Annotated in this window: 22 protein-coding genes; 11 read left to right on the top strand and 11 right to left on the bottom strand. The window is 62.4% G+C overall.

The window, feature by feature from the left end; translation table 11 throughout:
* Positions 1-232 precede the first annotated feature (232 nt).
* Together mscL and NKH17_RS01815 are read left to right on the top strand one after the other, a co-directional pair.
* Entirely contained in the window at positions 233-655 is a 423-nt protein-coding gene (gene mscL, locus NKH17_RS01820; protein ID WP_352898481.1) for a large conductance mechanosensitive channel protein MscL, read from the top strand.
* A 111-nt stretch (positions 656-766) separates the two neighbouring features.
* A complete protein-coding gene (locus tag NKH17_RS01815; protein ID WP_352898479.1) occupies positions 767-1,933 on the top strand; it encodes a pyridoxal phosphate-dependent aminotransferase in 1,167 nt (388 codons plus the stop codon).
* A gap of 36 nt (positions 1,934-1,969) precedes the next feature.
* Here the strand turns inward: NKH17_RS01815 and hemA are convergent, their stop codons facing one another.
* Complete coding sequence (hemA, locus tag NKH17_RS01810) at positions 1,970-3,247, bottom strand: 5-aminolevulinate synthase (protein WP_352898477.1); 1,278 nt, start codon at positions 3,245-3,247, stop codon at positions 1,970-1,972.
* A gap of 265 nt (positions 3,248-3,512) precedes the next feature.
* Here hemA and galE point away from each other — a divergent pair, with 265 nt between their 5' ends.
* Both galE and NKH17_RS01800 read left to right on the top strand, forming a co-directional pair.
* Entirely contained in the window at positions 3,513-4,508 is a 996-nt protein-coding gene (galE, locus tag NKH17_RS01805; protein ID WP_352969967.1) for a UDP-glucose 4-epimerase GalE, read from the top strand.
* A gap of 43 nt (positions 4,509-4,551) precedes the next feature.
* Positions 4,552-5,802, top strand: coding sequence for a D-amino acid dehydrogenase (locus NKH17_RS01800; RefSeq protein ID WP_352898473.1), 1,251 nt, complete (start codon positions 4,552-4,554; stop codon positions 5,800-5,802).
* A 141-nt stretch (positions 5,803-5,943) separates the two neighbouring features.
* On the opposite strand, the gene NKH17_RS01795 is transcribed toward NKH17_RS01800, so the two are convergent.
* The 7 genes from NKH17_RS01795 to NKH17_RS01765 form a co-directional block, all read right to left on the bottom strand.
* Positions 5,944-7,314, bottom strand: coding sequence for an FGGY-family carbohydrate kinase (locus NKH17_RS01795; RefSeq protein WP_352898471.1), 1,371 nt, complete (start codon positions 7,312-7,314; stop codon positions 5,944-5,946).
* Positions 7,311-7,628 (bottom strand): L-rhamnose mutarotase, encoded by a 318-nt coding sequence (gene rhaM / locus NKH17_RS01790; RefSeq protein WP_352898469.1) that lies wholly within the window; start codon positions 7,626-7,628, stop codon positions 7,311-7,313. Before rhaM ends, NKH17_RS01795 begins: the two co-directional genes overlap by 4 nt.
* Positions 7,628-8,629, bottom strand: a complete 1,002-nt coding sequence (locus NKH17_RS01785; RefSeq protein WP_502910575.1) for an ABC transporter permease — start codon at positions 8,627-8,629, stop codon at positions 7,628-7,630. The genes rhaM and NKH17_RS01785 overlap by 1 nt, the downstream gene beginning before the upstream one ends.
* Positions 8,630-8,783: 154 nt before the next feature.
* Positions 8,784-9,761, bottom strand: coding sequence for an ABC transporter permease (locus NKH17_RS01780; RefSeq protein WP_352644294.1), 978 nt, complete (start codon positions 9,759-9,761; stop codon positions 8,784-8,786).
* Positions 9,758-11,299 carry a sugar ABC transporter ATP-binding protein gene (locus NKH17_RS01775; protein WP_352898465.1) on the bottom strand — a complete coding sequence of 514 codons (1,542 nt, stop codon included), beginning with the start codon at positions 11,297-11,299 and terminating at the stop codon, positions 9,758-9,760. Before NKH17_RS01775 ends, NKH17_RS01780 begins: the two co-directional genes overlap by 4 nt.
* An 83-nt stretch (positions 11,300-11,382) precedes the next feature.
* Positions 11,383-12,378, bottom strand: coding sequence for a rhamnose ABC transporter substrate-binding protein (gene rhaS, locus NKH17_RS01770; protein WP_352898462.1), 996 nt, complete (start codon positions 12,376-12,378; stop codon positions 11,383-11,385).
* A 54-nt stretch (positions 12,379-12,432) separates the two neighbouring features.
* Positions 12,433-13,242 carry a DeoR/GlpR family DNA-binding transcription regulator gene (locus NKH17_RS01765; RefSeq protein ID WP_352898460.1) on the bottom strand — a complete coding sequence of 270 codons (810 nt, stop codon included), beginning with the start codon at positions 13,240-13,242 and terminating at the stop codon, positions 12,433-12,435.
* Positions 13,243-13,429: 187 nt separating this feature from the next.
* On the opposite strand from NKH17_RS01765, the gene NKH17_RS01760 reads away from it, so the two are divergent.
* From NKH17_RS01760 to ggt, 3 genes are all read left to right on the top strand, one after another.
* Positions 13,430-15,532: a bifunctional rhamnulose-1-phosphate aldolase/short-chain dehydrogenase gene (locus NKH17_RS01760; RefSeq protein WP_352898458.1), complete on the top strand. Its 2,103-nt coding sequence runs from the start codon at positions 13,430-13,432 to the stop codon at positions 15,530-15,532.
* Between the two features lie 114 nt (positions 15,533-15,646).
* Positions 15,647-16,939 (top strand): L-rhamnose catabolism isomerase, encoded by a 1,293-nt coding sequence (gene rhaI, locus NKH17_RS01755; protein ID WP_352475900.1) that lies wholly within the window; start codon positions 15,647-15,649, stop codon positions 16,937-16,939.
* Between the two features lie 285 nt (positions 16,940-17,224).
* Positions 17,225-18,961, top strand: a complete 1,737-nt coding sequence (gene ggt, locus NKH17_RS01750) for a gamma-glutamyltransferase (protein WP_352475899.1) — start codon at positions 17,225-17,227, stop codon at positions 18,959-18,961.
* Positions 18,962-19,050: 89 nt separating this feature from the next.
* On the opposite strand, the gene NKH17_RS01745 is transcribed toward ggt, so the two are convergent.
* The 3 genes from NKH17_RS01745 to NKH17_RS01735 form a co-directional block, all read right to left on the bottom strand.
* Complete coding sequence (locus NKH17_RS01745) at positions 19,051-19,395, bottom strand: hypothetical protein (RefSeq protein ID WP_352475898.1); 345 nt, start codon at positions 19,393-19,395, stop codon at positions 19,051-19,053.
* 175 nt (positions 19,396-19,570) lie between these two features.
* A complete protein-coding gene (locus tag NKH17_RS01740; RefSeq protein ID WP_352475897.1) occupies positions 19,571-20,020 on the bottom strand; it encodes a hypothetical protein in 450 nt (149 codons plus the stop codon).
* Between the two features lie 138 nt (positions 20,021-20,158).
* On the bottom strand, positions 20,159-20,458 hold the full coding sequence (locus NKH17_RS01735; RefSeq protein ID WP_352475896.1) for a DUF1236 domain-containing protein: 300 nt from the start codon (positions 20,456-20,458) through the stop codon (positions 20,159-20,161).
* Between the two features lie 418 nt (positions 20,459-20,876).
* On the opposite strand from NKH17_RS01735, the gene NKH17_RS01730 reads away from it, so the two are divergent.
* The 4 genes from NKH17_RS01730 (at position 20,877) to NKH17_RS01715 (ending at position 23,671) form a co-directional block, all read left to right on the top strand.
* Positions 20,877-21,068 (top strand): DUF3606 domain-containing protein, encoded by a 192-nt coding sequence (locus tag NKH17_RS01730; RefSeq protein WP_254820019.1) that lies wholly within the window; start codon positions 20,877-20,879, stop codon positions 21,066-21,068.
* Positions 21,069-21,170: 102 nt separating this feature from the next.
* Entirely contained in the window at positions 21,171-21,437 is a 267-nt protein-coding gene (locus tag NKH17_RS33390; RefSeq protein ID WP_502894180.1) for a DUF6894 family protein, read from the top strand.
* Positions 21,438-22,008: 571 nt separating this feature from the next.
* A complete protein-coding gene (locus tag NKH17_RS01720) occupies positions 22,009-22,455 on the top strand; it encodes a VanZ family protein (RefSeq protein WP_352902587.1) in 447 nt (148 codons plus the stop codon).
* Positions 22,456-22,999: 544 nt separating this feature from the next.
* Positions 23,000-23,671, top strand: coding sequence for a GntR family transcriptional regulator (locus NKH17_RS01715; RefSeq protein ID WP_292663966.1), 672 nt, complete (start codon positions 23,000-23,002; stop codon positions 23,669-23,671).
* The last annotated feature ends 71 nt before the right edge of the window (positions 23,672-23,742 follow it).

Genomic DNA, 23,742 nt, shown 5'->3' with positions numbered 1-23,742 from the left:
CTCGAACTTCCTCCCTATGCCGGTTTTGGATCGGCTTGATCAGACGCAATCATAGCTTGGCGATCAAGTCCATCGCGGCTTTTGGCGTATTAAATCGGCTGCCTCGGGCAATCGTGACCGGCTGAAACCAGCTTTTGCTCCTGTTGCAACCGCAGGTTTTTGCTATTCTGCCTGCCGGTCGATGCCGGAGGAGCGGACGGCAGCACGGTCGGTCAGGACAAGGAGGAGTCGAATGCTGAAAGAATTTCAGGAATTCATTTCCAGGGGCAATGTGATGGACCTGGCCGTCGGCGTCATCATCGGCGCTGCTTTCGGCAGAATCGTCGACTCCCTGGTCAACGACATCATCATGCCGGTCATCGGGGCGATTTTGGGCGGATTGGACTTCAACAACTACTTTCTGCCCTTGTCCTCGGCTGTTAACGCCACATCGCTGGCGGATGCGAAGAAACAGGGGGCTGTTTTCGCCTATGGCAGCTTCATCACCGTGGCGCTGAACTTCCTTATCCTTGCCTTCATCATCTTCCTGATGGTCAAGGCGGTGAACAATCTGCGCCGGCGGCTGGAGCGCGAGAAACCGGCCGCCCCGGCTGCCCCGCCGCCGCCCGATGTCGCGCTGCTCACCGAAATTCGCGATCTCCTCGCCAGAAAGTAGCGCCTGCGGCAACTTTCTGGACCAAAACCCTGGTCGCTTGCGGCCGGGGTTTTCTGTTTTCGTCCGCCCTGAAACACGCTAGCAGTCGAGCAAACGAAAACGGACCTATCCATGACCTTGATCGATACCTTGCGCGTCGAGGCTCGGGCGGCGCCTGAAAGCGGCATTGTCGCCGTCATGAACCGTGGCCGCGGCCGCGACGGCATGATCCCGCTCTGGGCCGGCGAGGGTGACCTGCCGACGCCCGCCTTCATCACCGATGCCGCCGCCAAGGCACTCGCCGCCGGCGAGACCTTCTACACCTGGCAGAGAGGCATTCCCGAACTCAGGCAGGCGCTCGCCCGCTACTACACCAGGCATTTCGGCAAGACTTTCGCCAACGAAGAATTCATCGTCACCGGCTCCGGCATGCATGCCATCCAGATGGCCATCGACGCGGTGGCCGGCAAGGGCGACGAACTCGTCTACCTGTCGCCGGCATGGCCGAACTTCGCCGCCGCCGCCGGGGTAGCCGGCGCCGTGCCAGTCGCGGTCACGCTCGATCAGTCGGGCAATGGCTGGTCCTGCGATGTCGACAAGATCGCAGCGGCGATCACGCCACGGACCAGGGCGCTGTTTGTCAACACGCCGTCCAACCCGACCGGCTGGACCGCCGACAAGGAAACGTTGCAGGCGATCCTCGATCTTGCCCGCCAAAGGGGTCTGTGGATCATCGCCGACGAGATCTACTCGCTGTTTCATTACGGCCACGGCCGCGCGCCGTCGTTCATCGACATCATGGCCGATGAGGACCGCATTCTGTTCGTCAATTCTTTTTCCAAGAACTGGGCGATGACCGGCTGGCGCATCGGCTGGATCAAGATCCATCCCGCCTTGCAGCAGGTGTTCGAAAACCTGGTCCAGTATTCGACTTCCGGCGTTGCCCAGTTCATGCAGCGCGGCGCTGTCGTTGCGCTGGATGAGGGCGATGCCTTCATCGTCGAGCAGGTGGAGCGGGCGAGGGCGGCGCGCGACCTGGTCTGCGGTATTCTTGCCGAAACCGGCCGGGCGCGCTTCACCGTGCCCCAGGGCGCATTCTATCTGTTCTTCGCGGTCGACGGCATCACCGATTCCCGCGCTGCCGCCTTCGACATGGTTGACCGCGCCAATGTCGGCCTGGCCCCCGGCACCGCCTTCGGCGCCGGCGGCGAAGCCTTCCTCAGGCTATGCTTCCACCGCCGCCTCGACCAGCTCGAAGAAGCCGCGCACCGGCTGGCGAAATGGATGACGAGTGTATGAGCTGCCTCGAAGCCCGAGTAGAGTTTCAAACGGGCTTCACCCGCCCGACTTCGGCACCAGCAACGGAATGACGCGGTCGCTCTTGGCTACTGAAGGCCGGCCGGCCGAACCGTAGGGAATCCCCAACGCGTCCCATGTCTCGACCAGCGCGTCCTGCAGGGAAGCAATCAGCGCGTCCGAATGGAACGGCGTAGGCGTGATGCGCAGCCGCTCGGTGCCGCGCGGCACTGTCGGGTAGTTGATCGGCTGGATATAGATGCCGTGCACACCGAGCAGGCGGTCGCTGGCCATCTTGCAGAGCTCGGGATCGCCCACCAGAAGCGGCACGATGTGGGTAGGCGATTCCATCACCGGCAGGCCGGCTGCGGCCAGCACTTGCTTGGTCCGTGTCGCCTGACGCAGCTGCGCGTCGCGCTCGGCCTGCGAACGCTTGAGGTGGCGGATCGAGGTGGTTGCCGCTGCAGCGATCGCCGGCGGCAACGCCGTGGTGAAGATGAAGCCCGGCGCATAGGAACGCACCGCGTCGATCACCGCAGTGTTGCCGGCGATGTAGCCGCCAAGCGTGCCGAACGCCTTGGCCAGCGTGCCCTCGATGATGTCGATGCGGTCGGCCAGCCCTTCGCGCTCGGTGATGCCGCCGCCGCGCGGCCCGTACATGCCGACGGCGTGGACCTCGTCGATGTAGGTCATGGCGTTGTAACGCTCGGCGAGCTCGACGATCTGCTTGATCGGCGCGATGTCGCCGTCCATCGAATAGACGCTCTCGAAGACGATCAGCTTAGCGCGCTCGCGGCCGGCCGTCTGCAGCAGGCTTTCGAGATGCGTGACATCATTATGGCGGAAGATCTTCTTCTCGGCGCCCGAGCGCCGCACGCCCTCGATCATCGAAGCGTGGTTGAGCTCGTCCGAGATGATCAGACAATTGGGAAGCAGCTTTGCAATGGTCGAGATCGACGCCTCGTTTGAAACGAAGCCGGAGGTGAAAACCAGTGCCGCTTCCTTGTCGTGCAGGTCGGCAAGCTCCAGTTCGAGCTCGACCAGCGGGTTGCTGGTGCCGGAGATGTTGCGGGTGCCGCCGGCGCCCGACCCCATCTTGCCTGCCGCCTTCTGGAACGCGGCAATGACGTCGGGATGCTGGCCCATGCCGAGATAATCGTTGGAGCACCAGACGGTGATTTCCTCGGCGCGGCCATTGGCGCGCCAGATGGCGCGCGGGAATTTCCCGACGATACGCTCAAGGTCGGCGAAGACGCGGTAGCGACGCTCTGCATGGAGCTGGTCGATCGCTTCCTCGAAAAACCGCTGGTAGTTCATGTCGCCTTCCCAATTTTGCGCGCGATCATAGTCATTGGGCCATTCGTCGTCCACTTGGCCTTTTTGGTCAAAATGCCACGCCCCGAGCCTGTTCCTAACGACCACGGAACGTGGCCTATTCCCTTGATGTGGATCAATCTTGTTTCAGGACAATGCCACGCGCCGATGAGACCGGTTACCGCAGGTTCTAATGGCTCGGCGGCAGGTTTTCCAGTAAGGCGACGATTGAGACAGTTCCGATAAATCATGAATAGCGAGGATGCGGATGAAGGTTTTGGTGACAGGCGGGGCCGGCTATATCGGTAGCCATATGGTCTGGGAATTGCTGGACAGGGGTGACAGCGTCGTCGTCCTCGACCGGCTTTCCACCGGCTTTGAATGGGCAGTGGCTCCGGAAGCAAAGCTCGTTGTCGGCGATGTCGCCGACAGGGAACTGGTTGCCTCGATCATCCGCGACAATAAGGTCGACGCGATCATCCATTTCGCCGGCTCGATCGTGGTCCCCGAATCGGTCGCCGACCCGCTTGCCTATTACGAGAACAACACCTGCAAGACGCGCACCTTGATCGAGACCGCGGTGCGCGAAGGCGTGCCCAATTTCATCTTTTCCTCGACCGCCGCCGTCTATGGCGGCGCCGGCCTGGAGCCGGTGCGCGAGGATGCCCGGCTTGCGCCGGAATCGCCCTACGGCCTGTCCAAGCTGATGAGCGAATGGATGCTGCGCGACGCGGCGATTGCCCATGGGTTGCGCTATACGGCGCTGCGCTATTTCAACGTCGCCGGCGCCGATCCGAAGGGCCGCACCGGCCAGTCGACGCCCGGTGCCACGCATCTGATCAAGGTCGCCTGCGAGACGGCGCTCGGCAAGCGCTCCTTCATGCAGGTGTTCGGCACCGACTATCCGACGCCGGACGGCACCTGCATGCGCGACTATATCCACGTCAGCGACCTGGCGGCGGCGCATCGGCTGGCGCTGCAGCGGCTGCGTGCCGGCGGATCGAGCCTGGTCGCCAATTGCGGCTACAGCCACGGCTATTCGGTGCTCGAGGTCATCGACAGCGTCCGCCGCGTCTTCGGCCATGATTTCGAGGTACGGATGGGCGATCGCCGCGCCGGCGACGCCGCCGCGGTCGTCGCCAATTCGGAGCTGGCGCGCGGCGAGCTCGGCTGGACCCCGCAGCGCGACAACCTCGACCAGATCGTTGCCGATGCGCTTGCCTGGGAGCGCATCCTGACCAGCAAGAATTCGGCTCTGGGGTGAAGTGGGCTCTCCGCAAAGTTTGGTTCAGCGCGCTGGGGGCGGAATGAAAATACTGGTGCTTGGGGCCGGCGTCGTTGGTACGGCGGCGGCCTATTATCTGGCCAGCGACGGCCATGAGGTGACGGTGATCGAGCGCCATCCGGCGGCAGCACGCGGCACCAGCCGGTCGAATGCCGGCCTGGTGTCGCCCGGAGACGCCACCGCCTGGGCCTCGCCAGCCGCGCTGAAGACGTTCCTGCGCGGCCTCTACAACCACGATCTCGGCATCAAGGTGCGGCTGCGCTTTGATCCGTATTTTTTCGCCTGGAGCCTGCGCTTCCTGCGCCAGTGCACGCATAAGCGCATGCGCGCCAACACCGACGTCAAGCTGCGTCTGGCGCTCTATTCGCGCGACTGCATCAACGCCGTCTCCGCCGAAACCGGCATCCACTATGACGAGCGCAAGAAAGGCATTCTCTATTTCTTCCGCTCGCAGCAAAGCTTTGATACCGGCACCGACAATTATCGTTATCTCGGCGAACACGGCCTGCCGATCGAGATCGTCGGCCGCGACCGGCTGGTTGAGCTCGAGCCCGGCCTTGCCGCCGCCAAGGACAAGATAGCCGGCGGCGTCTATTCGCCGATCGACCAGACCGGCGACTCCAGCCAATTCACGCAGCGCCTCGCTGCCTATGCCGCCGAGAAACTCGGTGTCCAGTTCCTCTACGGCACCACTGTCGCAGGCCTCGACATCGACGGCGGCCGAGTGCGCGCGGTGATGACGTCGGCCGGCCCGGTGGCCGGCGATGCGGTGGTCATCTCGATGGGGCCGGAGAGCGGCCTGCTCGGCCGCCGCTACGGCATCGACCTGCCCGTCTATCCCGTGAAGGGCTATACCGTGACTGTTCCGCTGGAAGATGAAAGCAAGGGGCCGATCATGGGCGGCGCCGACGAGGACCGGCTGATCGGCTATTCCAGGCTGGGAAATCGGCTGCGGATGTCCTCGACGGCCGAGTTCACCGGTTTCGACCGCACGTTCAAGCCGCGCGATTTCAACTCGATCCTGAACACCGGCAAGGACCTGTTCCCCGGCGCTTTCGACGAGAGCAAGGCCGAGCTCTGGGCTGGACTTCGCCCGATGATGCCGAACTCCGTGCCGGTCATCGGCCGGGCGCGGTACGACAATCTCTACCTCGACACCGGCCACGGCCATCTCGGCTGGACCATGGCCTGCGGTTCGGGAAAGTTCCTCGCCGACCTCATTGCCGGCCGCAAGCCGGAGATCGATCCGCAGGGATTGCTCTACGCGGGCTAATGCATGTCGCGCAAAAGTGTGCAGCGGTTTTGCGATAACGACATGCATTAAAAACAAGAACCTAAAGCGCATCGCATGAGGCCGATCGAACGCGATGCGCTTTAGGCATCTCCGAACATCAGGACGCCATGAGCTCGGCGGTCAGGCTCGTTCGTCGACCGCCGAACGCCAGGAGCGCACGTAACTTGTCCAGACCGGATCGGCCGACGGTTCGGTCCTTTCGCCTCTGCCTTGCGGTGTCCCCTGGTCCGACGCCAGCAAGGCGGCGCCGATGCTGGTGCCTGTCGCAGCCTCGGAGGCAATGGCGGCGCGTGCTGTCGCCGCAGCCAGCATGCGGGTGAACAGCCGGTTGCGGGCGAAGGGTCCTTCGACGATGGTTGACCCCTCGGCGCCGATCAGGTCGAGGCAGGTCGCGGTCATCAGCGCCAGGTAGAACGAGATGGCGACAAAGCGCTGGCCGGCGCTCATACCGTCCGCGTTAAACCATGATGCGGTACGATGCGGAAACGGCCCCGAACCCTGTTGCGTGGAAGGCAATAGGGACGTCTTGCGCGCCAGCACCGTAGCAACATCGTCTTCCGTCCAGTTCTCCGATTGGCCCTCGGTCAGCAGGGAGAACTCACGGCCGCCCATGAAGCGCGCCGACGGCACGGGATCGCCGAGTGCGTTGACATTGACCAGCGTGTCGCGTGCCGGATCGAGCGTGACCTTGCTGCCGCCGACCGCCATCGACACCACCCAGGTGCCGGTCGAGACGACGGAGAAAGGCGGCTTGCTGGATAGGAGATGCGGCAGCAGCGAGGCGTTGGAATCGTGCAGGCCGCAAAATACCGGCGTTTGCGGGTCGAGGCCGGTTTGCCGCGCGAGGGCGGGCAGGATCGGGCCCAGGCGGTCCTTGGCCTGCCGCACCGGCGCCATTAGCCGGCGCCATTGCAGCCGGTCGACCAGCGAGGAAAAATCCGCTTTCCACGGGTTCCATAGATCAGTGTGGCAGCCGAGTGACGTCACTTCGCTGGCGGCGATGCCGGTCAGGCGCAAGGCCCAGTATTGCGGATACATCAGCATCGCGGCGGTTCTGGCGAAATCCGCCGGAAAGCGCTTCTGCTGCCAGAACAGCTGCGCGCCGAGATTGAGGCCGGCCGGCAGGCGCGGCGTGCCGGTTTCGGAGAACGCCGGACGGATCGTGTCATAGTCCCCGGCAAGGGCATCCGGCCCGTCGAATTCGTAATCGAGCACCGGCAGCGCCAGTTCGCCAGATGCGTCGACCAGCACCGCCGTTGCGCCATGGGTGGTGATCGATATCGCATGGATGCGCTGCTCGCGATCGATTTCGGCCAGGCTGCCGAGGATAAACGCCCATAACCGCTCGACGTCATCGTGCGGGTACGGGCCTTGCCGAACTGGCTCGTTCACCATCCTGCGCAGCGCGACTTCGCTTGCTGCGGCAAGATCGACCAGCGCCACCTTGGCGTTGGTCTTGCCGATATCGATGATGGCGACGTTGCGGGTCATTCCATATGGAACATTGTTTCCAGCGGCACCGCCACCGGCTCGTTGTTTGTCTTCGTCTCCATGATGTCGGTCATTTCGGCCCACCAGCGCTGCATCACCGGATGCTTCGGCAATTCGTCCATGCCGTGGCCATCGCGTCGCCACAGCACGCCGAACAGTATGTTGGTCTCCTCGTCGAGATGGATCGAATAATCGGAGATACCGGCCTGTTTCAGCAACGCTACGAGTGACGGCCAGATGTCGTCGTGGCGCCTCTTGTATTCGGCCTTCATGCCCGGATTGAGCTTCATCTTGAACGCATATTTTTCGGGCATCAGGCAAAGCGCTCCCGCCGTACGCGCCGCCACAGGATCGGCAGTGCGATGACGATGATCAGCAGCAGGCCGATGAAGATCGACATGACGATCCCCGGCACGTTGAGCAGGCCGAGGCCGAAGGTCACCAGTCCCATGATGAACGCCGCCAGCACCACACCCAGAATGCTGCCGGCGCCACCAAGGATGCTGACGCCGCCGAGCACCACCATGGTGATGACTTCCAGCTCGTAGCCCTGCGCGATGGACGGCCGGGTCGAGCCGAGCCGCGATGTGATCAGCACCGAGGCGATGCCCGCCATCAGGCCGGTCAGGCAAAACAGGATGAATTTGATGCGGCCGACACGTACGCCGGAAAACTGCGCCGCGACCGGGTTGTTGCCGATGGCAAAGACCCGGCGGCCGAAGCTCGTCCGGTGCAGAAGGAACCAGTAGACGACTGCCGCGATCAGGAACAGCGTCAGTTCGAACGACACCACCCACCAGACATAGCCCTGGCCGAAGAAGGCGAAGCTCGCGGGATAGCCCTTGTAGGCCTGGTCGCCCAGGATGATGAAGGCAATGCCGCGAAACAGGCTCATCGTGCCGATGGTGACGACGATCGACGGTAGGCCGAGCCTGGTGACGAGCAGCCCGTTGAAGGCGCCGCAGCCGAGCCCAACGACGAGGCCGATTGCCACCAGCGCAGGTGTGCCGGCGCCGGCCTGCACCGCCATGCCCATCATCGTTGACGCCAGCGCAATGATGGCGGCGACCGACAGGTCGATTTCGCCGGAGATGATCAGCAGCGCCATGGCCAGCGCGATCAGCGCCTTTTCCGTGAAGTTGAAGGTCAGGTCCGAGAGCGACCACGCGTCGAGGAAGTAGGGCGAGGCAAAGCTGTTGACGGCGAAGATGGCCACCGCGACGGCGACGAGCAGCGCTTCCCATGAAAAAATCGCCGCAGTGAAAGGCTTGTCGAGCCGGTCAGGAATATGGCGTGGGGCAGGGGCGTTGGCGATATCGGTCATGTGGCAACACCATCCGAAACTTGGCGCTGCCCCTTGTATCTGCACGGGGAGAGGGCAAGGGTGAGGGGCAGCGTCCACTTTGACAACAGGACTGTTGCTGACGGCAACATTCCAATCGTCCCAGAGAAATGAAGCGAGGCGTCCATCATGCTGCTTCCGCCTTTTTGAGAATGATGCGGCCTTGCCGGCGTTCGCCGCGTGCGTTGAGCACCACGGCCAGGATGATGGCGCTGCCCGAAATCGCCATTTGCCAGAAGGGCGAGATGTTGATCACCGGCAGCGCGTTGGAGATGATGCCGAGGAACAGCGCACCGAGCACCGCGCCGCCGACCGAGCCGATGCCACCGGCAATCGAAATGCCGCCGATGACGCAGGCGGCGATGATGTTGAGCTCATAGCCATTGGCGACCTCGACCGAGGCGATGACGTAGCGCGAAATCCAGAGATAGCCGCAGAGGCCGCCGATCATCCCCGAGATGCAGAAGACGATGAATTTCGTCCGGCCGACATCGATGCCGGCATAGACCGATGCGGTCGGGTTGACGCCGATGGCATAGATCGAGCGGCCGAGCGCGGTGCGCGTCATCACGAGGAAGAACAGGGCGATAACCAGTATCGCAATCCAGGACAGCACCGGAATGCCGAGGAAAGCCGCGCGCTGCAGGCCGATGAAATCAGCGCTCATCTGGTCGGCATTGACCCAGGCGCCGCCTGATATGACAAAGGTGGCGCCGCGGTAGATGGTGAGGGTGCCGAGCGTAACCACGATCGAGGGAATGTTCAGCCGCCATACCAGCAAGCCGTTGATGGCGCCGAGCACGAGGCCGACCAGAAGTGCGATGACGATCAGCAGCGGGATCGGGATCGCCGGATGCGCGGCGTTCAGCATCGCCACCACCATGCCGGTGAAGCAGAGGTTGGAAGCCATCGACAGGTCGATCGAGCGGGTCAGGATGACGACCATCTGGCCGAGCGCCAGGATCATCAGGATCGACGTGTCGTTGAACACCTGGCGCAGATTGGCCGGATCGGCAAAACCTGGAAACCGCGTTGAGATCAGCCCGATCAGCACGACGATTGCCGCCAGCAGCCAGACCTCGCGATATCTGAGAAAAGCCTTCATGACGCGATCCCCGCTGCCGTCCTGACCAAGGTTTCGGCGTCGAGCCCCTTATTTTCGTAGACCGCGGCAATACGGCCCTCGCGCATGACGACGACGCGGTCGGACATGCCGAGGATTTCCGGCAGTTCGGACGACACCATGATCACCGACAGGCCTTGCGCGACGAGCTCGGCCATGAAGCCGTGCACGGCCGCCTTGGAGCCGATGTCGATGCCCTTCGTCGGCTCGTCCAGGATGATCACCCTGGGCGCGGTCGCCAGCCATTTGGCGATGACGATCTTCTGCTGGTTGCCGCCCGACAGCGTGCCGACGTCCTGGCTGAGCGAAGAGGCGCGCAGATCGAGCCGCTCGGTGTAGGAGCGGGCCAGCGCGAACTCTTCGGCCAGCCGCAATATGCCGGATTTGGATGTCCGTTTGAGCGAAGGCAGCGAAACGTTCTGGAAGATCGGCAGGCCGATCACCACACCTTGCTTGCCGCGTTCCTCCGGCACATAGACGATGCCGGCATCGATCGAATCCGCCGCCGATTTCGGCGCGATCGCCTTGCCTTCCAGCGTGATCGTGCCGCGGCTGGTGCGGGTGATGCCCGATATCGCCTGCATCACCTCGCTGCGCCCGGCGCCGACAAGGCCGTAGAAGCCAAGGATTTCGCCCCTGTGCAGCTCGAAGCCTATGTCGTCGAACTCGGTCGGGTGCGACAGGCCGGAGACGGCCAGCACCGGCGCGCCGATCTCGGCCTTGCGCTGCGGAAAGATGTGATCGACCGAGCGGCCGACCATCATACGCACGATCTGGCTCTGGCCGGCGTCCTTGATCAGGCCTTCGCCGACCATCTCGCCGTCACGGAACACGGTATAGCGGTCGGCGATGCGGTAGATCTCATCGAATTTGTGGCTGATGAACAGGATCGCCTTGCCGTCGTTCTTGAGGAATTCGATCAGCAGGAAAAGCTCTTCGATCTCCTTCATCGAAAGCGCTGCCGTCGGCTCGTCCATGATGACGATCCGGGCGTCGATCGACATGGCGCGGGCAACCGCCACAAGGTGCTTGTTGGCGATACCGAGATCCTTCAGCCTGGCGTCGGCTTCGATATGGCCGGCGCCCATCGTGTCGAGCACCTCGCGGGCATTCTTGCGCATGGTGCGCCAGTCGATGGTTTTGAAACGCGTGCGCGGCGCATGGCCGAGGAAGATGTTTTCGGCCACCGTCAGATCGTCGAACAGCACTGTTTCCTGGTGGATGGCGGTGATGCCGTGCCCGAACGCGGCGTGCGCGCTGGGCAGTGTGACCGGCTGGCCGTCGATGCTGATGGTGCCAGCATCCGGCTGGTAGATGCCGGTCATTATTTTGACCAGCGTCGACTTGCCGGCGCCGTTTTCGCCGATCAGCGCGGTTACCTGGCCGGGATATAGCGACAGGCCGACGTCGTGCAGCGCGCGTACGCCGGGAAAGCTTTTCGAGATGCCGGACAGCGTCAGGCGCGGTCCGGAAGACAAAGGCGCTTCCTTCGCCATTTCGTGTTGGGCTGTCGTGTCCATAATCGTATCAAGCCCTGAAACAAGGTTCGTTTGAAAGCGCGGCGGGCCCTGAGCCCCGCCGCACGGTTTCGAAGGCTCCAGGATCAATAGATCTTGGAGAACTTTTCGATGTTCGACTTGTCGAACTGGAAGGGCGGAGCCATAGCAGCCGAGTTGGTATCGTCGAGCGTGACCTTGCCGACGCGGCCGATCGAGAGCGTAGCACCGGGCTTGGCTTCTTCCTTCTTCACCGCCAGGTCGTGGGCGAGGTAGACGGCGGAGTAGCCGAGATCGATCGGGTTCCACAGCGCAACCGCTTGGCTGGCGCCATTGTCGATGAACTTCTTGAACTCCGACGGCAGCGCCAGGCCGGTGACGTTGACTTTGCCGATCAGGCCTTCGTCGGTAACCACCTGCGCGGCGGCAACGACGCCGACCGTGGTCGGTGCGATGATCGCCTTGAGGTTCGGATAGGACTTCAAAAGACCCTTGGCTTCATCCGTGCTCTTGGCCGAGTCGTCGTCGCCATAGACGGTGGCGACGAGCTTGATCTTGGGGAACTTCTCCGGCAGCACCTTCTTGGCCGCGTCGATCCAGGCATTCTGGTTGGTCGCCGTCGACGAAGCCGACAGGAGGGCGACGTCGCCGCCTTCAGGCAGGTAGTCGGCGGCAAGCTTGATGATGGTCTCGCCGATCAGGTTGGTGTCGGAGGGGTTGAGGTGAAGCTGGCGTCCTTCCGGCGCGACGCCCGAATCCCACGAGATGACGGTGATGCCGCGCTCCATCGCCTTCTTGAGCACCGGCACCAGCGCGTCGGCGTCGTTCGCCGAAATGGCGATGGCGTTGACCTTCTGTGCGATCAGCGAATTGACCACTTCGATCTGCGCTTCGGCGGTCGCCTTGGTCGGGCCGGTGTAGATGATGTCGACATCGCCTAGTTCCTTGGCCGCCTCTTCGGCGCCTTTGTTGGCGGCGTCGAAGAAGCCGTTGCCGAGCGACTTCACCACCAGCGCGATCTTGACGTTCTCGGCATAGGCGGCATTCACGAACATGGCGGCGGAGAACGCCGCCGTAACCATCAATTTCCTAAAGAAGCTCATCGAATATCCTCCCTTGAGCGTTGCATTCCATCGCCGCTGCGGGCGTGAGTTGTCTCAGGCCTGCAGCGAAGATTCTTCCTTATTGCCTACCGTTGTGCGGGCGATGATCAGCGTCACGCCGGCGGTCTCCAGCATCTTGGCTTCGCGATCCTCGATGCCGTCGTCGGTGATCACCGTGGCGATGCGCGACAGGCCGCACAGGATCAGGCTCGAGCGTTTGCGGAACTTCGAGGAATCGACCAGCACCACCAACTCGTCTGCCTGGTCGATCAGCTTCTGCTCGGCCTGGATCAGCAGCGGGTCGCCTTCCATCAGACCGAGTGGTCCCAGTCCCTGCGCGCCCATGAACATGCGGCGCGCGTAAAAATTGCGTGTCACGTCATTGTCAAAGGGCGACAGGATGATGTTCTGCTCGCGGTAGATCGTGCCGCCCGACAGCATTACCGTGTTCTTGGAATGTCTGAGCAGGTGCTCGGCGATCGGAAAGGAATTGGTGAAGATCGGCATGCGCCGGCCGGTCAGGAAATGCACCATCTGGAAGGTGGTGGTGCCGCCATTGATGATGATCGGCTCGCCATCCTTGCAGAGTTCCACGGCTTCCCGCGCGATTGCCCGTTTCTGCGCAGCGTTGATGGTCTCGTTGACGGAAAAGGGCCGGCCGGCAAGGCCGATGAACTGCGGCGGCGAAAGCGCCTCTGCACCGCCGCGCACCCGGCGCAGGCGTTTTTGCACGTGCAATGCCGCGATGTCGCGCCGAATCGTCGCCTCGGACGACTCCGTCAGGTCGACCATCTCCTGCACCGTCACCACAGGTTTTTCCTGGACGGCGGACAAAATGATCCTGTGGCGCTCTTTCTCGTGCATGGTTCCTCCCTGCTTGAGCATCTAGGCACCCAAAGCGCGCAGTGTCAATCATTTCCGATCAGATAATTTCATTGTGCAATGCAATATGACTGATATTGATCGTTTGTGATTGACAAGACAGCCGCTTGCGTAGAAATTCGTACAAAAGGGACCGGCGCCGTTTGCGTGTCCCAAAGGGAGGATACCTATGCTCGACAAGCGCTCCGGCACGCGCCTCGCCAATCTTTGGGATAACGCAAAAGCGCAAGCAATGAGCGAACCGGAACGTCTGGTCTATCGCTCGAACGTCCTTGGCTCCGACAAGCGCGTCACCAATTATGGCGGCGGCAACACCTCCTCCAAGATCTGGCAAAACGATCCGCTCACCGGCGAGAGCGTGGAAGTGCTGTGGGTCAAGGGCTCGGGCGGCGACAGCGCCTCGATTAAGACAGACGGCTTCGCCACGCTCTACATGGACAAACTGCGTGCGCTGAAAGGTCTTTATCGCGGCCTCGAACATGAAGACGAGATGGTCGGCTATCTGCCTCACTGCACCTTCAATCTCAATCCACGCGCGGCCTCGATCGACACGCCGCTGCATGCCTTCGTGCCGAAGCCTTATGTCGATCATATGCATCCCGACGCCATCATCGCCATTGCCGCTGCCAAGGATTCGCAGGCGCTGACCAAGGAGATCTTCGGCGACACGATCGGCTGGCTGCCATGGAAACGTCCGGGCTTCGAACTCGGCCTGTGGCTGGAGAAATTCTGCCTCGAGAACCCCGACGCCAAGGGCGTCGTGCTGGCCAGCCATGGTCTGTTCAGCTGGGGCGACACGCCGAAGGAATGCTACGAGACGACGATCTCGGTGATCAATCAGGCAATCGACTGGTTCGAGCGCAAGAGCCAGGGCAAGCCGATCTTCGGCGGCGAAGTCGTCAAATCCCTCGATGCGCCGGCGCGTCGCGCCGTGGCCGCAAAACTGATGCCGAGGATCCGCGGCCTGATCTCCCAGAACAGCCACAAGCTCGGCCATTTCGATGATTCCCCTGCCGTGCTCGAATTCGTCAATTCCAGGGATTTGCGGCCGCTGGCGGCACTCGGCACGTCCTGCCCGGACCATTTCCTGCGCACCAAGATCCGGCCGATGGTCATCGAGTTCGACCCTCAAAATCCCGACGTCGATGCCGTCATTGCCCGTCTTGCCGATGACGTGGCGGAGTATCGCGTCGGCTATCAGGCTTATTATGACCGCTGCAAGCACCCGGATTCGCCGCCGGCGCGCGATCCCAACGCCGTCGTCTATCTGGTGCCCGGCGTCGGCATGTTCACCTTCGCCGGCGACAAGGCGACGGCGCGCATTTCAGGCGAATTCTACGTCAACGCCATCAACGTCATGCGCGGCGCTTCGACGGTGTCGGCCTATGTCGGCCTGCCCGACCAGGAAGCCTTCGACATCGAATACTGGCTGCTCGAAGAGGCAAAGCTGCAGCGCCTGCCGAAACCAAAGGCTCTTGCCGGCCAGATCGCGCTCGTCACCGGCGGCGCCGGCGGCATCGGCCGGGCCACCGCCAACCGGCTGCTGCGCGAAGGCGCCTGCGTCGTGCTGGCCGACATCGACGAAGCAGCCCTTGCCAGCGCCAATGACGAGCTTGCCAATGCCTATGGCAAGGATTTCGTGCGGCCCGTCGCCATCAACGTCACGTCCGAGGATCAGGTGATCGCCGGTTTTGCCGAGACGGCGGTCGAATTCGGCGGCATCGATATCCTCGTGTCGAATGCCGGCCTGGCTTCCTCGGCGCCGATCGAGGACACCACGCTGGCGCTGTGGAATAAGAACATGGACATCTTGTCGACCGGCTACTTCCTCGTTTCGCGCGAAGCGTTCCGGCTGTTCCGGGCGCAGAAGATCGGCGGTAACGTCGTCTTCGTCGCTTCCAAGAACGGGCTTGCCGCATCGCCCAACGCCGCCGCCTATTGCACGGCCAAGGCCGCCGAGATCCATCTGGCACGCTGTCTGGCGCTGGAAGGCGCGGAAGCACAGATCAGGGTCAATGTCGTCAATCCCGACGCCGTGCTGCGCGGCTCGAAGATCTGGAGTGGCGAGTGGAAGGAACAGCGCGCCGCCGCCTACAAGATGTCGACCGACGATCTCGAGGAGCATTACCGCTCGCGTTCGATGCTGAAGCGCTCGGTATTCCCAGAGGACATCGCCGAGGCGATCTATTTCTTCGCCTCCGACATGTCGGCAAAATCGACCGGCAACATCATCAACGTCGACGCCGGCAACGCGCAGAGTTTTACGCGATAAGCGACCGTCTTTGAGGGGTTGGCGCCGAGGCCGGAGCGTTACCCTTCTCCCCGGGGAGAAGGTGCCGGCAGGCGGGTAAGGGGCAGCGCCAACCGAACGCATTTGGGAGGAACCATGTCCGAAACCATCATCTCCGTCGACCTCGTCGACAAGCATAATGCCGCGCGCAACGCCGACCTCAAGCGCGATTACGACTCTCTCGGCGAGCGTCTCGACCGCCGCGGCATCGCCATCGACGCTGTCAGAGACAAGGTCGAGAAATTCGCCGTGGCGATCCCGTCCTGGGGCGTCGGCACCGGCGGCACCCGCTTTGCCCGTTTTCCCGGCGCCGGCGAGCCGCGCGACATTTTCGATAAGATCGAGGACTGCGCCGTCATCCGGCAACTGACGCAGGCGACGCCGACCGTCTCGCTGCATATTCCCTGGGACAAGGCCGATCCGAACCGGCTGAAGCAGGCGGCATCCCGCTTCGGTCTCGGCTTCGACGCCATCAACTCCAACACCTTCTCCGACGCCAGCGACCAGAGGCTTTCCTATAAATTCGGCTCGCTGTCGCATGCCGATGCAGCAACACGCCGGCAGGCGGTCGAGCACAACCTCGAATGCATCGAGATCGGCAGGACGCTGGGCTCGAAAGCGCTGACGGTGTGGATCGGCGACGGCTCGAACTTCCCCGGCCAGGTCAACTTCGCCAAGGCATTCGAGCGCTATCTCGACGCGATGAAGGAGATCTATGCCGGGCTGCCGGACGACTGGAAGCTGTTCACCGAGCACAAGATGTACGAGCCGGCCTTCTATTCGACCGTCGTGCAGGATTGGGGCACCAACTACATCATCGCCAAAGAGCTTGGCGACAAGGCGTTCTGCCTGGTCGACCTCGGCCATCACGCCCCCAACGTCAATATCGAGATGATCGTGTCGCGGCTGATCCAGTTCAAAAAACTCGGAGGCTTCCACTTCAACGATTCGAAATATGGCGACGACGACCTCGACGCCGGCTCGATCGATCCCTACCGCCTCTTTCTGGTCTTCAACGAACTGGTCGATGCCGAGCTTTCAGGCGCCGAAGGCTTCGATCCGGCCCACATGCTCGACCAGAGCCACAACGTCACCGATCCGATCGAAAGCCTGATGCTGTCGGCGATAGAAGTGCAGCGCGCCTATGCGCAGGCGCTGCTGGTCGACCGCAGGGCGCTCGAAGGCTTCCAGGATACCAACGACGCGCTGATGGCGACGCAGACGCTGAAGATAGCCTATCGCACCGATGTCGAGCCGATACTTGCCACGGCACGGCTGAAGACAGGCGGCGCCATCGATCCGGTCGCCGCCTACCGCGCCGCCGGCTACCGGGCGAAGGTTGCAGCGGAACGGCCGGCGGTGGCGAGCGTCGGCGGCGGGATTGTTTGAAGGAACGGGTCGAAAAAGAAAAACCCGCCTGAGGCGGGTCGCGGTGCGATTCAGCACCATAGTTGGATTAGTAGCATAGCTGCCGGCACAAAGCAAGAACAAAATTGCTTGTCAGCGTTGGATCGTGGCTTCATTTCAGCTTGGGTTCCTTTCCGCCATGAATGGGGGCGAGGAACCCCAGGTGTCGATAAAGGCGCAAGCCTCGCCATATCTTCCCATTAATGTCAGTAGACTCAACCTCTCCAAGCGCGTTTCCTAGGCCTACCCACGCCTCGGAGAACGGCCATGCACAACACCCGCCGAACCCTAATCGCCGTCACCCTTTCCCTCACCCTGACCTTCGTGCCGTTCCTCGCCTTTGCCGCCTCGCCGCAGCCGGCGAAGGGCGAGCACGGCATGGTGGTGACCGCCCAGCATCTGGCGTCGCAAGTCGGCGTCGAGGTGCTGAAGAAGGGCGGCAACGCGGTCGATGCAGCGGTCGCTGTCGGCTACGCTCTGGCTGTCGTCTACCCGACCGCCGGCAACATCGGCGGCGGCGGCTTCATGACCATCCGCTTCAAGGACGGCCGTTCGACCTTCCTCGATTTCCGCGAGCGCGCGCCGCTCGCCGCGACCAAAACCATGTATCTCGACAAGGACGGCAAGCCGGTAAAGGGCGCCAGTCTCGACGGCTATCTGGCGGTCGGCGTGCCCGGTTCGGTGGCCGGCTTCGAGATGGCGCGGGAGAAATACGGCACGCTGACGCGGCAGGATTTGCTGGCGCCGGCTATCCGCTATGCCAAGGACGGTTTCGTGCTGGAGCAGGGCGATGTGGCCTCGCTCCTGGGCGGCGCCGAGCGGCTGGCCAGGGACCCAGCGGCGGCCGCCATTTTCCTCAAGCCGGACGGCAAGCCCTATGCCGTCGGCGAGCGCCTCATCCAGGCCGATCTCGCGGCCTCGCTTGCCGCGATTTCGGAACGCGGCGTGGATGCCTTCTACAAAGGTGCGATCGCCGACGCCATCGTCAAGGCGAGCGGCGAGAAGGGCGGCATTCTGGCCAAGGCGGATTTCGAAAATTATGCCGTGCGCGAGCTCCAGCCGGTGACCTGCAATTATCGCGGCTACGAGATCATTTCCTCGCCGCCGCCAAGCTCCGGCGGCGTCATCATCTGCGAGATCCTCAACGTGCTTGAGTTCTACCCGCTGTCCTATCTAGGTGCCGGTTCGGCCGAGACGGTTCACGTCATGGTCGAGGCGATGCGCCACGCCTATGTCGACCGCAATTCGGCGCTCGGCGATCCCGGCTTCGTGGACAATCCGGTCGCAAAACTGCTCGACAAGAATTACGCCAGGGAAATCCGCGAAAAGATCGATCCGTTCCGGGCCGGGGTGTCGCAGGAACTGATGCCGAAGGGCTTTGGCGAAAGCAGCGAGACGACGCACTATTCGATCATCGACAATGACGGCAACGCCGTCGCGGTGACCTACACGCTGAACGGCTCTTTCGGCGCCGGCGTTGTCGCCGCTGGCACCGGCTTCCTGCTCAACAACGAGATGGACGACTTCACCCAGAAACCCGGCGTCCCCAATCTCTATGGCCTGGTCCAGGGCGAGGCGAATGCGATCGCGCCGAAAAAGACGCCGCTGTCGTCGATGAGCCCGACCATCCTCGCCAAAGACGGCAAGCCGTTCATGGTCATCGGCAGCCCCGGCGGTTCACGCATCATCACCATCACGCTGGAGGCGATCGTTAACGTCATCGATCACGGCATGAATATCCAGGAGGCGATCGACGCGCCGCGCATCCACCACCAATGGCTGCCCGACACGGTCTATATCGAACCCTTCGGCCTGTCGCCGGATACTGAAAAGCTGCTTACCGGCATGGGCTACCGCCTCGATCTTGCCGACACGACCTGGGGCCAGGCGGCCGGCATCCTTGTCGGCGGCAAGAGCCTGGCGGAAATCGAGAAGGGTGGCGGCGCCCGCTACAACGGCGCCATCGACAGCCGCGCCGCAGCCGGCGAGGCCATCGGGTATTAGACGATGATCCCGAACCGAAGGTCAGCGCGGCAAAAAGTGGGAACCGGTTTCGGATAAGATCATGGTCAACAAGAAGATTGCGCCTTGCTTCAGGTGACCAACGCGATCGTCGACGCAATCAGCATCAGCGCCGCGATGCCGACGAACAGCGCGTAGAGGCGCGGCCGGTCGAGCAGAAGCGCATTGCCGGAGATCCATGCCGCGGTGGCGCCGCCAAGCGCGAAAAAGAAGGTGCTGCGGCGCCCGAAGCTCAAGCCGGCAGCCATCAGGCCGCCGATGATCAGGGCGCCGAACACGATGATCACGGCGACTGCGTATTTTTCGAAATCGTTGCTGCCGGCGCTCGGGCCGATTGCGTTCAACCTCGACAGATCGTCCGGATCGAACGGGCTGGTCGACCCATATTCGTCTTGACCGACAGGCTCATGCATCATTCGTTCTCCGCAAACCGACAGCAAATCATCAAGCCTCGCCGAGCGCAACCGCTCGCCGAATGTGATTGGCACGGTGTTCAACACTTTCTCGCGGCGGCTTGCCAGAGATTTTTGGGTGCGTGCCTTGATCGCCCCGCTGTGCGGTCTGGTCAAGCGCTTTGCAGGAGTTGAATCTTCAGGCCGCCCTGGCCAAAGACTGCATCGCCTGAACGGAAGCTCCAAGCACCGCCTGTGCGGCGTCGGCCTGTCTTTCATCGACATGCGCCAGCACCAGGATCACACCCTGTTCGGCATCCCGCCGGCCTGGCTGCTTGCCGCTAGCGGACGATGTGTCGAAAAGCCTGCCGGCAACGCAGCCCAAGGCTGCGCCGACGAGGGCCGATGCCAGCCATCCCGCGCCGACGGGATCGATGCCTGGGATATCAAAGGCGCCGAGGCCGGCCAACAAACCCGCCGCTGCGCCAAGGGCGGAACCGCTGCCTGGACCGCGCAAGACGACGCCGATTTCATCATCGTAGGGTCCGATGACGCTGATCTGGTGGCGCGCAATTCCTGCTGCCTGAAGCGTTTCGACGGCACGCGCTGCCTGGTCATGGGAATCGAAAAGTCTGCTGATTGTTCGCATTGAAACTGCCTGTGAGGCCCCCCGGCCGTCCACGGTACGGCGGGTTCCTGCCGAGCGACGACGCCGCGGAGCCGCCTAACGCAAACGTCACCCGCCGCTCATTCTGAGCGGCGGGTGACGGCTGCCCGAGTTTTCACGTCACTCGACGATCTTGACGATCTTGCGCGTGCCGGGGTCGACGACGACGGTGCGGTTGTCGATGACGACATAGCGGTATTTGACGTTGGGGACCTCATGAAGCTCGACGGTATCGGGAAGCGTTGAGCCGATATTGAGCTCCACCCCAGGGATTTTCACCGAGGCCAGCGGCTGCTTCTTCACATACTCCTTGATGACCGTTTCCTGCTCCGGCTCGATGACGACGTCTTGCGCCGCAACGGCTCCGACGCCTGCCAGTAGCAGAAATCCCGCCACTGCGGTGGATAAATGCATTCTCATGGTCGTCTCCTTTGCGAACTCGGTCCGCTCTTCGCGCCAAGGCTCACTCGAACGTAAGGCAGCTGAAAACGTTCCGTCGACGGGGCTTCGGTCCCGCCCGGCAGGGACCAACCGACGTGTTGCCGCAGGACCTAAGTCTGATCCTTGCGCGCAAAGGGTGGGTTTGCCGCGTGACCCGGAACCGTGGCGGCGCGTAGCCGTTGCTGGCTGCACGTTCCGGGAGGATTCCATGGAAAAGTCGACGGTTGCTCGCACGGATCTTGGCTGTTTCCATTCCGATCCAACCCGGCAGCTGCGCAGCCTGTCCCTTCCTGCGCCGATAGGTTCGCCCGTCACCTTGTGGCGAGCGAACCCTCAAATTGCTGCGTGCATCAAAGCTGACCCCCTGAAGCGAAGAGAAGGGGCGAGGAGAACAGAAATGGCCGACGACAAGAGCAAGCGAGACTTCAGCGACCGCAAGCGTGTTTCGGTGGATGAGTATTACGAGGTCGAATATTTCGCGCGGGAAAATGGTGTTTCGCCCAGCCAGGTGAGCAAGCTGATCAAAAGGACCGGCGGCGACCGGATGATCCTCTCGCAGGCGGTGAAGGCATTGCGCGAGCGCAAGTGAGATGGTGGCGAAGCCAACGGTGGAGAGGCACTGATCGCGATTGGCCGAGATCGCGGCGATCTGCCGACAACGTTCCCGGATGCCGAGCTTCGGCCAAGCGCAATGCCCCACTGCTTCTTTGATTCCGATGAAGACGGAATCGTCTATTCCGACGATCAGGGAACGTTATATGACGATTTCCCGCTGGTCAGGAAAGAAGCCCTTCGCACATTGGCCGAGATGGCCAGGGATGGCCTTCCTCACCGCAGGATTGCAGTCAAGGTCCGGGACGACCGTGGCGGCCTGATCCTTGAAGTGGCTTTGACCTTTGCCGTCGAAACGCGGCATTTCGACGAGCGTATTTTCCAGATCGACTTGCGCACGAACTGACGCCTCGATCGTCATCGCGCCGACCATGAGGTTTCTGGCGCAGCCGCATCTTCCCTAGACCGGAACATTAGTAGTCTCTAATTGTTATCCTAAGCAGCGGGAACCTCCCGGGTTTCTGCTGCAGATCGGGTGCAAACCCGGTCGGCCCGCGCCCTCCGCCAGAGGCGCGGGCTTCGTTTGTTTAGCCGATGCGCAACGCCGTTCGGCAGCAGCATATTGGAGACCTGCGGGAGCATTCGTACCATCGGTCGCTACCGCGGCGCCCTGGCGCCCAGGCAACGGAGCCCGTCGTCCGACAGGGCGGCGGGCTTTTAACCCCTTTGCGCAATCGGTGGAATTCTGGCCGGCGCCGAATTCGTGTGGCATGGGTAAGGTGCCCCGACGCAGCGCCGGCCAAGCGGAAATCAGGTCCGCCGCAGCCAGATAGTAGCCGGGTCAGCGCGGCAGGGAATTGCGTGATCGCGGAAGCTACCGCTGGCCTGTTGCACTCGCCACGAGCCCGGCCTGTGCGGCGGCTGACCCGAGGCATTCATTCATTCTGACGATGCACCGGACGCCCTGACGGCGGAAATTGGACGCCGCGCTCGCTCTGGCCAGTGGTGTTACCCCCGCAGATTTCGGACGAAAGGCCATTTTATCCTTGTTGCGCCTGGATTCCTATCAGATCGTGGCAAGGATTGCCTTTCCGGCCGCGTTTGCCGGCGTTCTGCTGTTCGCCCTTTTGCCGGAGCAGCTCCTGCTGGGTCTTGGCCTGGCTTTCACGTTTGATCACGACAAGTTCAATCACGCCGCCGCCTTCGTCGTCCTGGCGGCTCTCGGAAGTCTCGGCTGGCCGGAACGCAAGGCGAAGCTGATCGTACTGCTCGTTCTCACGGGCGCAGCGATCGAGGGACTTCAGGCCGTGCAACTGATAGGGCGCGACCCGGATCTGTTCGACTGGATCGCCGACTGCGTGGGAATTGCGTGCGGACTGATGGTTGCAGGCTGGACAAAGCGGCTCGCTGGCGGATTGTCATAGGTGCTGAGAGCCTAACGGCGCCGGCCCACCCGCGCTCCAAGGTTGTGAAAAATGGCCGGCGCCCCTGGGGGGCGCGTTGGGGTAAGTTGCCTGATCGAGCGCCGGCCAGGCGGAAAAATCAGGTCCGCCGCAAAATAACGTAGCAGGAATGGCAATGCGCGGCAGTAGCGTGATCGCGGAATGTCCGCGCTCGCGCCTCCGGTGCGGTGACCCGTTTTGGGTCAACAATTCTGGCACCTGAATTGCACTGTAAGCAATGCCGGGGAACACTCCGGCGATCGTCCCCGAATATGGGGCCTCGCCGCTTCGCAAATGGAGCGGCGGGCCTTTTTGTAAAGTTCGGTGGCGTCGAAGGTTTCCGACGCGTGGGCGGCGAAAAGCGGCCGATCAGCGGCTTAGCTGACCACGGTGCGCTTGCCCGATTTCCCCGATCAAGTGCTTATTCTCACAACAGAAATTCTAACTGCGCAAGCTTCTGTGCTTGACACAGGTCTCGACAACTGGATAAGTGGATACACAGATACGCTTTGACCGGACCAAGGACTTGGCAGCAGACGCAATCGAGCCGTTGGGTATCACGACCGCCGAGGAGGAGGCTTATCGCCACATTCAGCGGGCCCTGAGGATGGGGCGTTACCGGGCCGGGGACCGGCTGATCCCGGAAGAGATCGCGACGGAAATCGGCATGAGCCGCATGCCGGTTCGCGAAGCATTCCGCCAACTGGCCGCGGAAGGTCTTGTGGTCATTCGCCCGAACCGTGGCTGCATCGTCGCCGGGCTTACCCTCGATGAGATCTACGAAACCTTTGAAATACGCTCCGTGCTCGAAGGGTTGGCGGTGAGGCTTGCCATGCCGCACATCGACGTCGAAGTGCTTGAAGAACTGGAACGCCAGCTCGACCGGATGGAGCGCGCCAGCCAGACCGGCAGCAGCGACTGGGTCGTGCGCCATCAGGCCTTCCATCTGCAGATTTGCCAATTGAGCAACAGACCCAAGCTGGTCCGGCAGATTGCCAGCCTGCACGTCGTGATCGAGCCCTACCTGCGCATCTGGTTCGACTATGTCGACAAACCCGCCAGCGCGCGCGCCGAGCACGAGATCCTGATCGAGGTGTTGCGGTCAGGTGATGCCGGCAAGGCAGAGATCGTCATGCGGGATCATATCGTCGAGACAGCGCCGCTTCTGGCTAACTTTGCAAGTCCCGGCCGCCGCTAGGAATACCATCTAAATCGTTGAAGCCGGAAGATAATCCGGCACGACGGAAGGGAACTGCCATACCGGCAAAA

The organism is Mesorhizobium sp. M1334, from assembly GCF_040317995.1.
Classification (GTDB): Bacteria; Pseudomonadota; Alphaproteobacteria; order Rhizobiales; family Rhizobiaceae; genus Mesorhizobium.
This window is presented reverse-complemented; position numbering and strand designations above follow the sequence as displayed.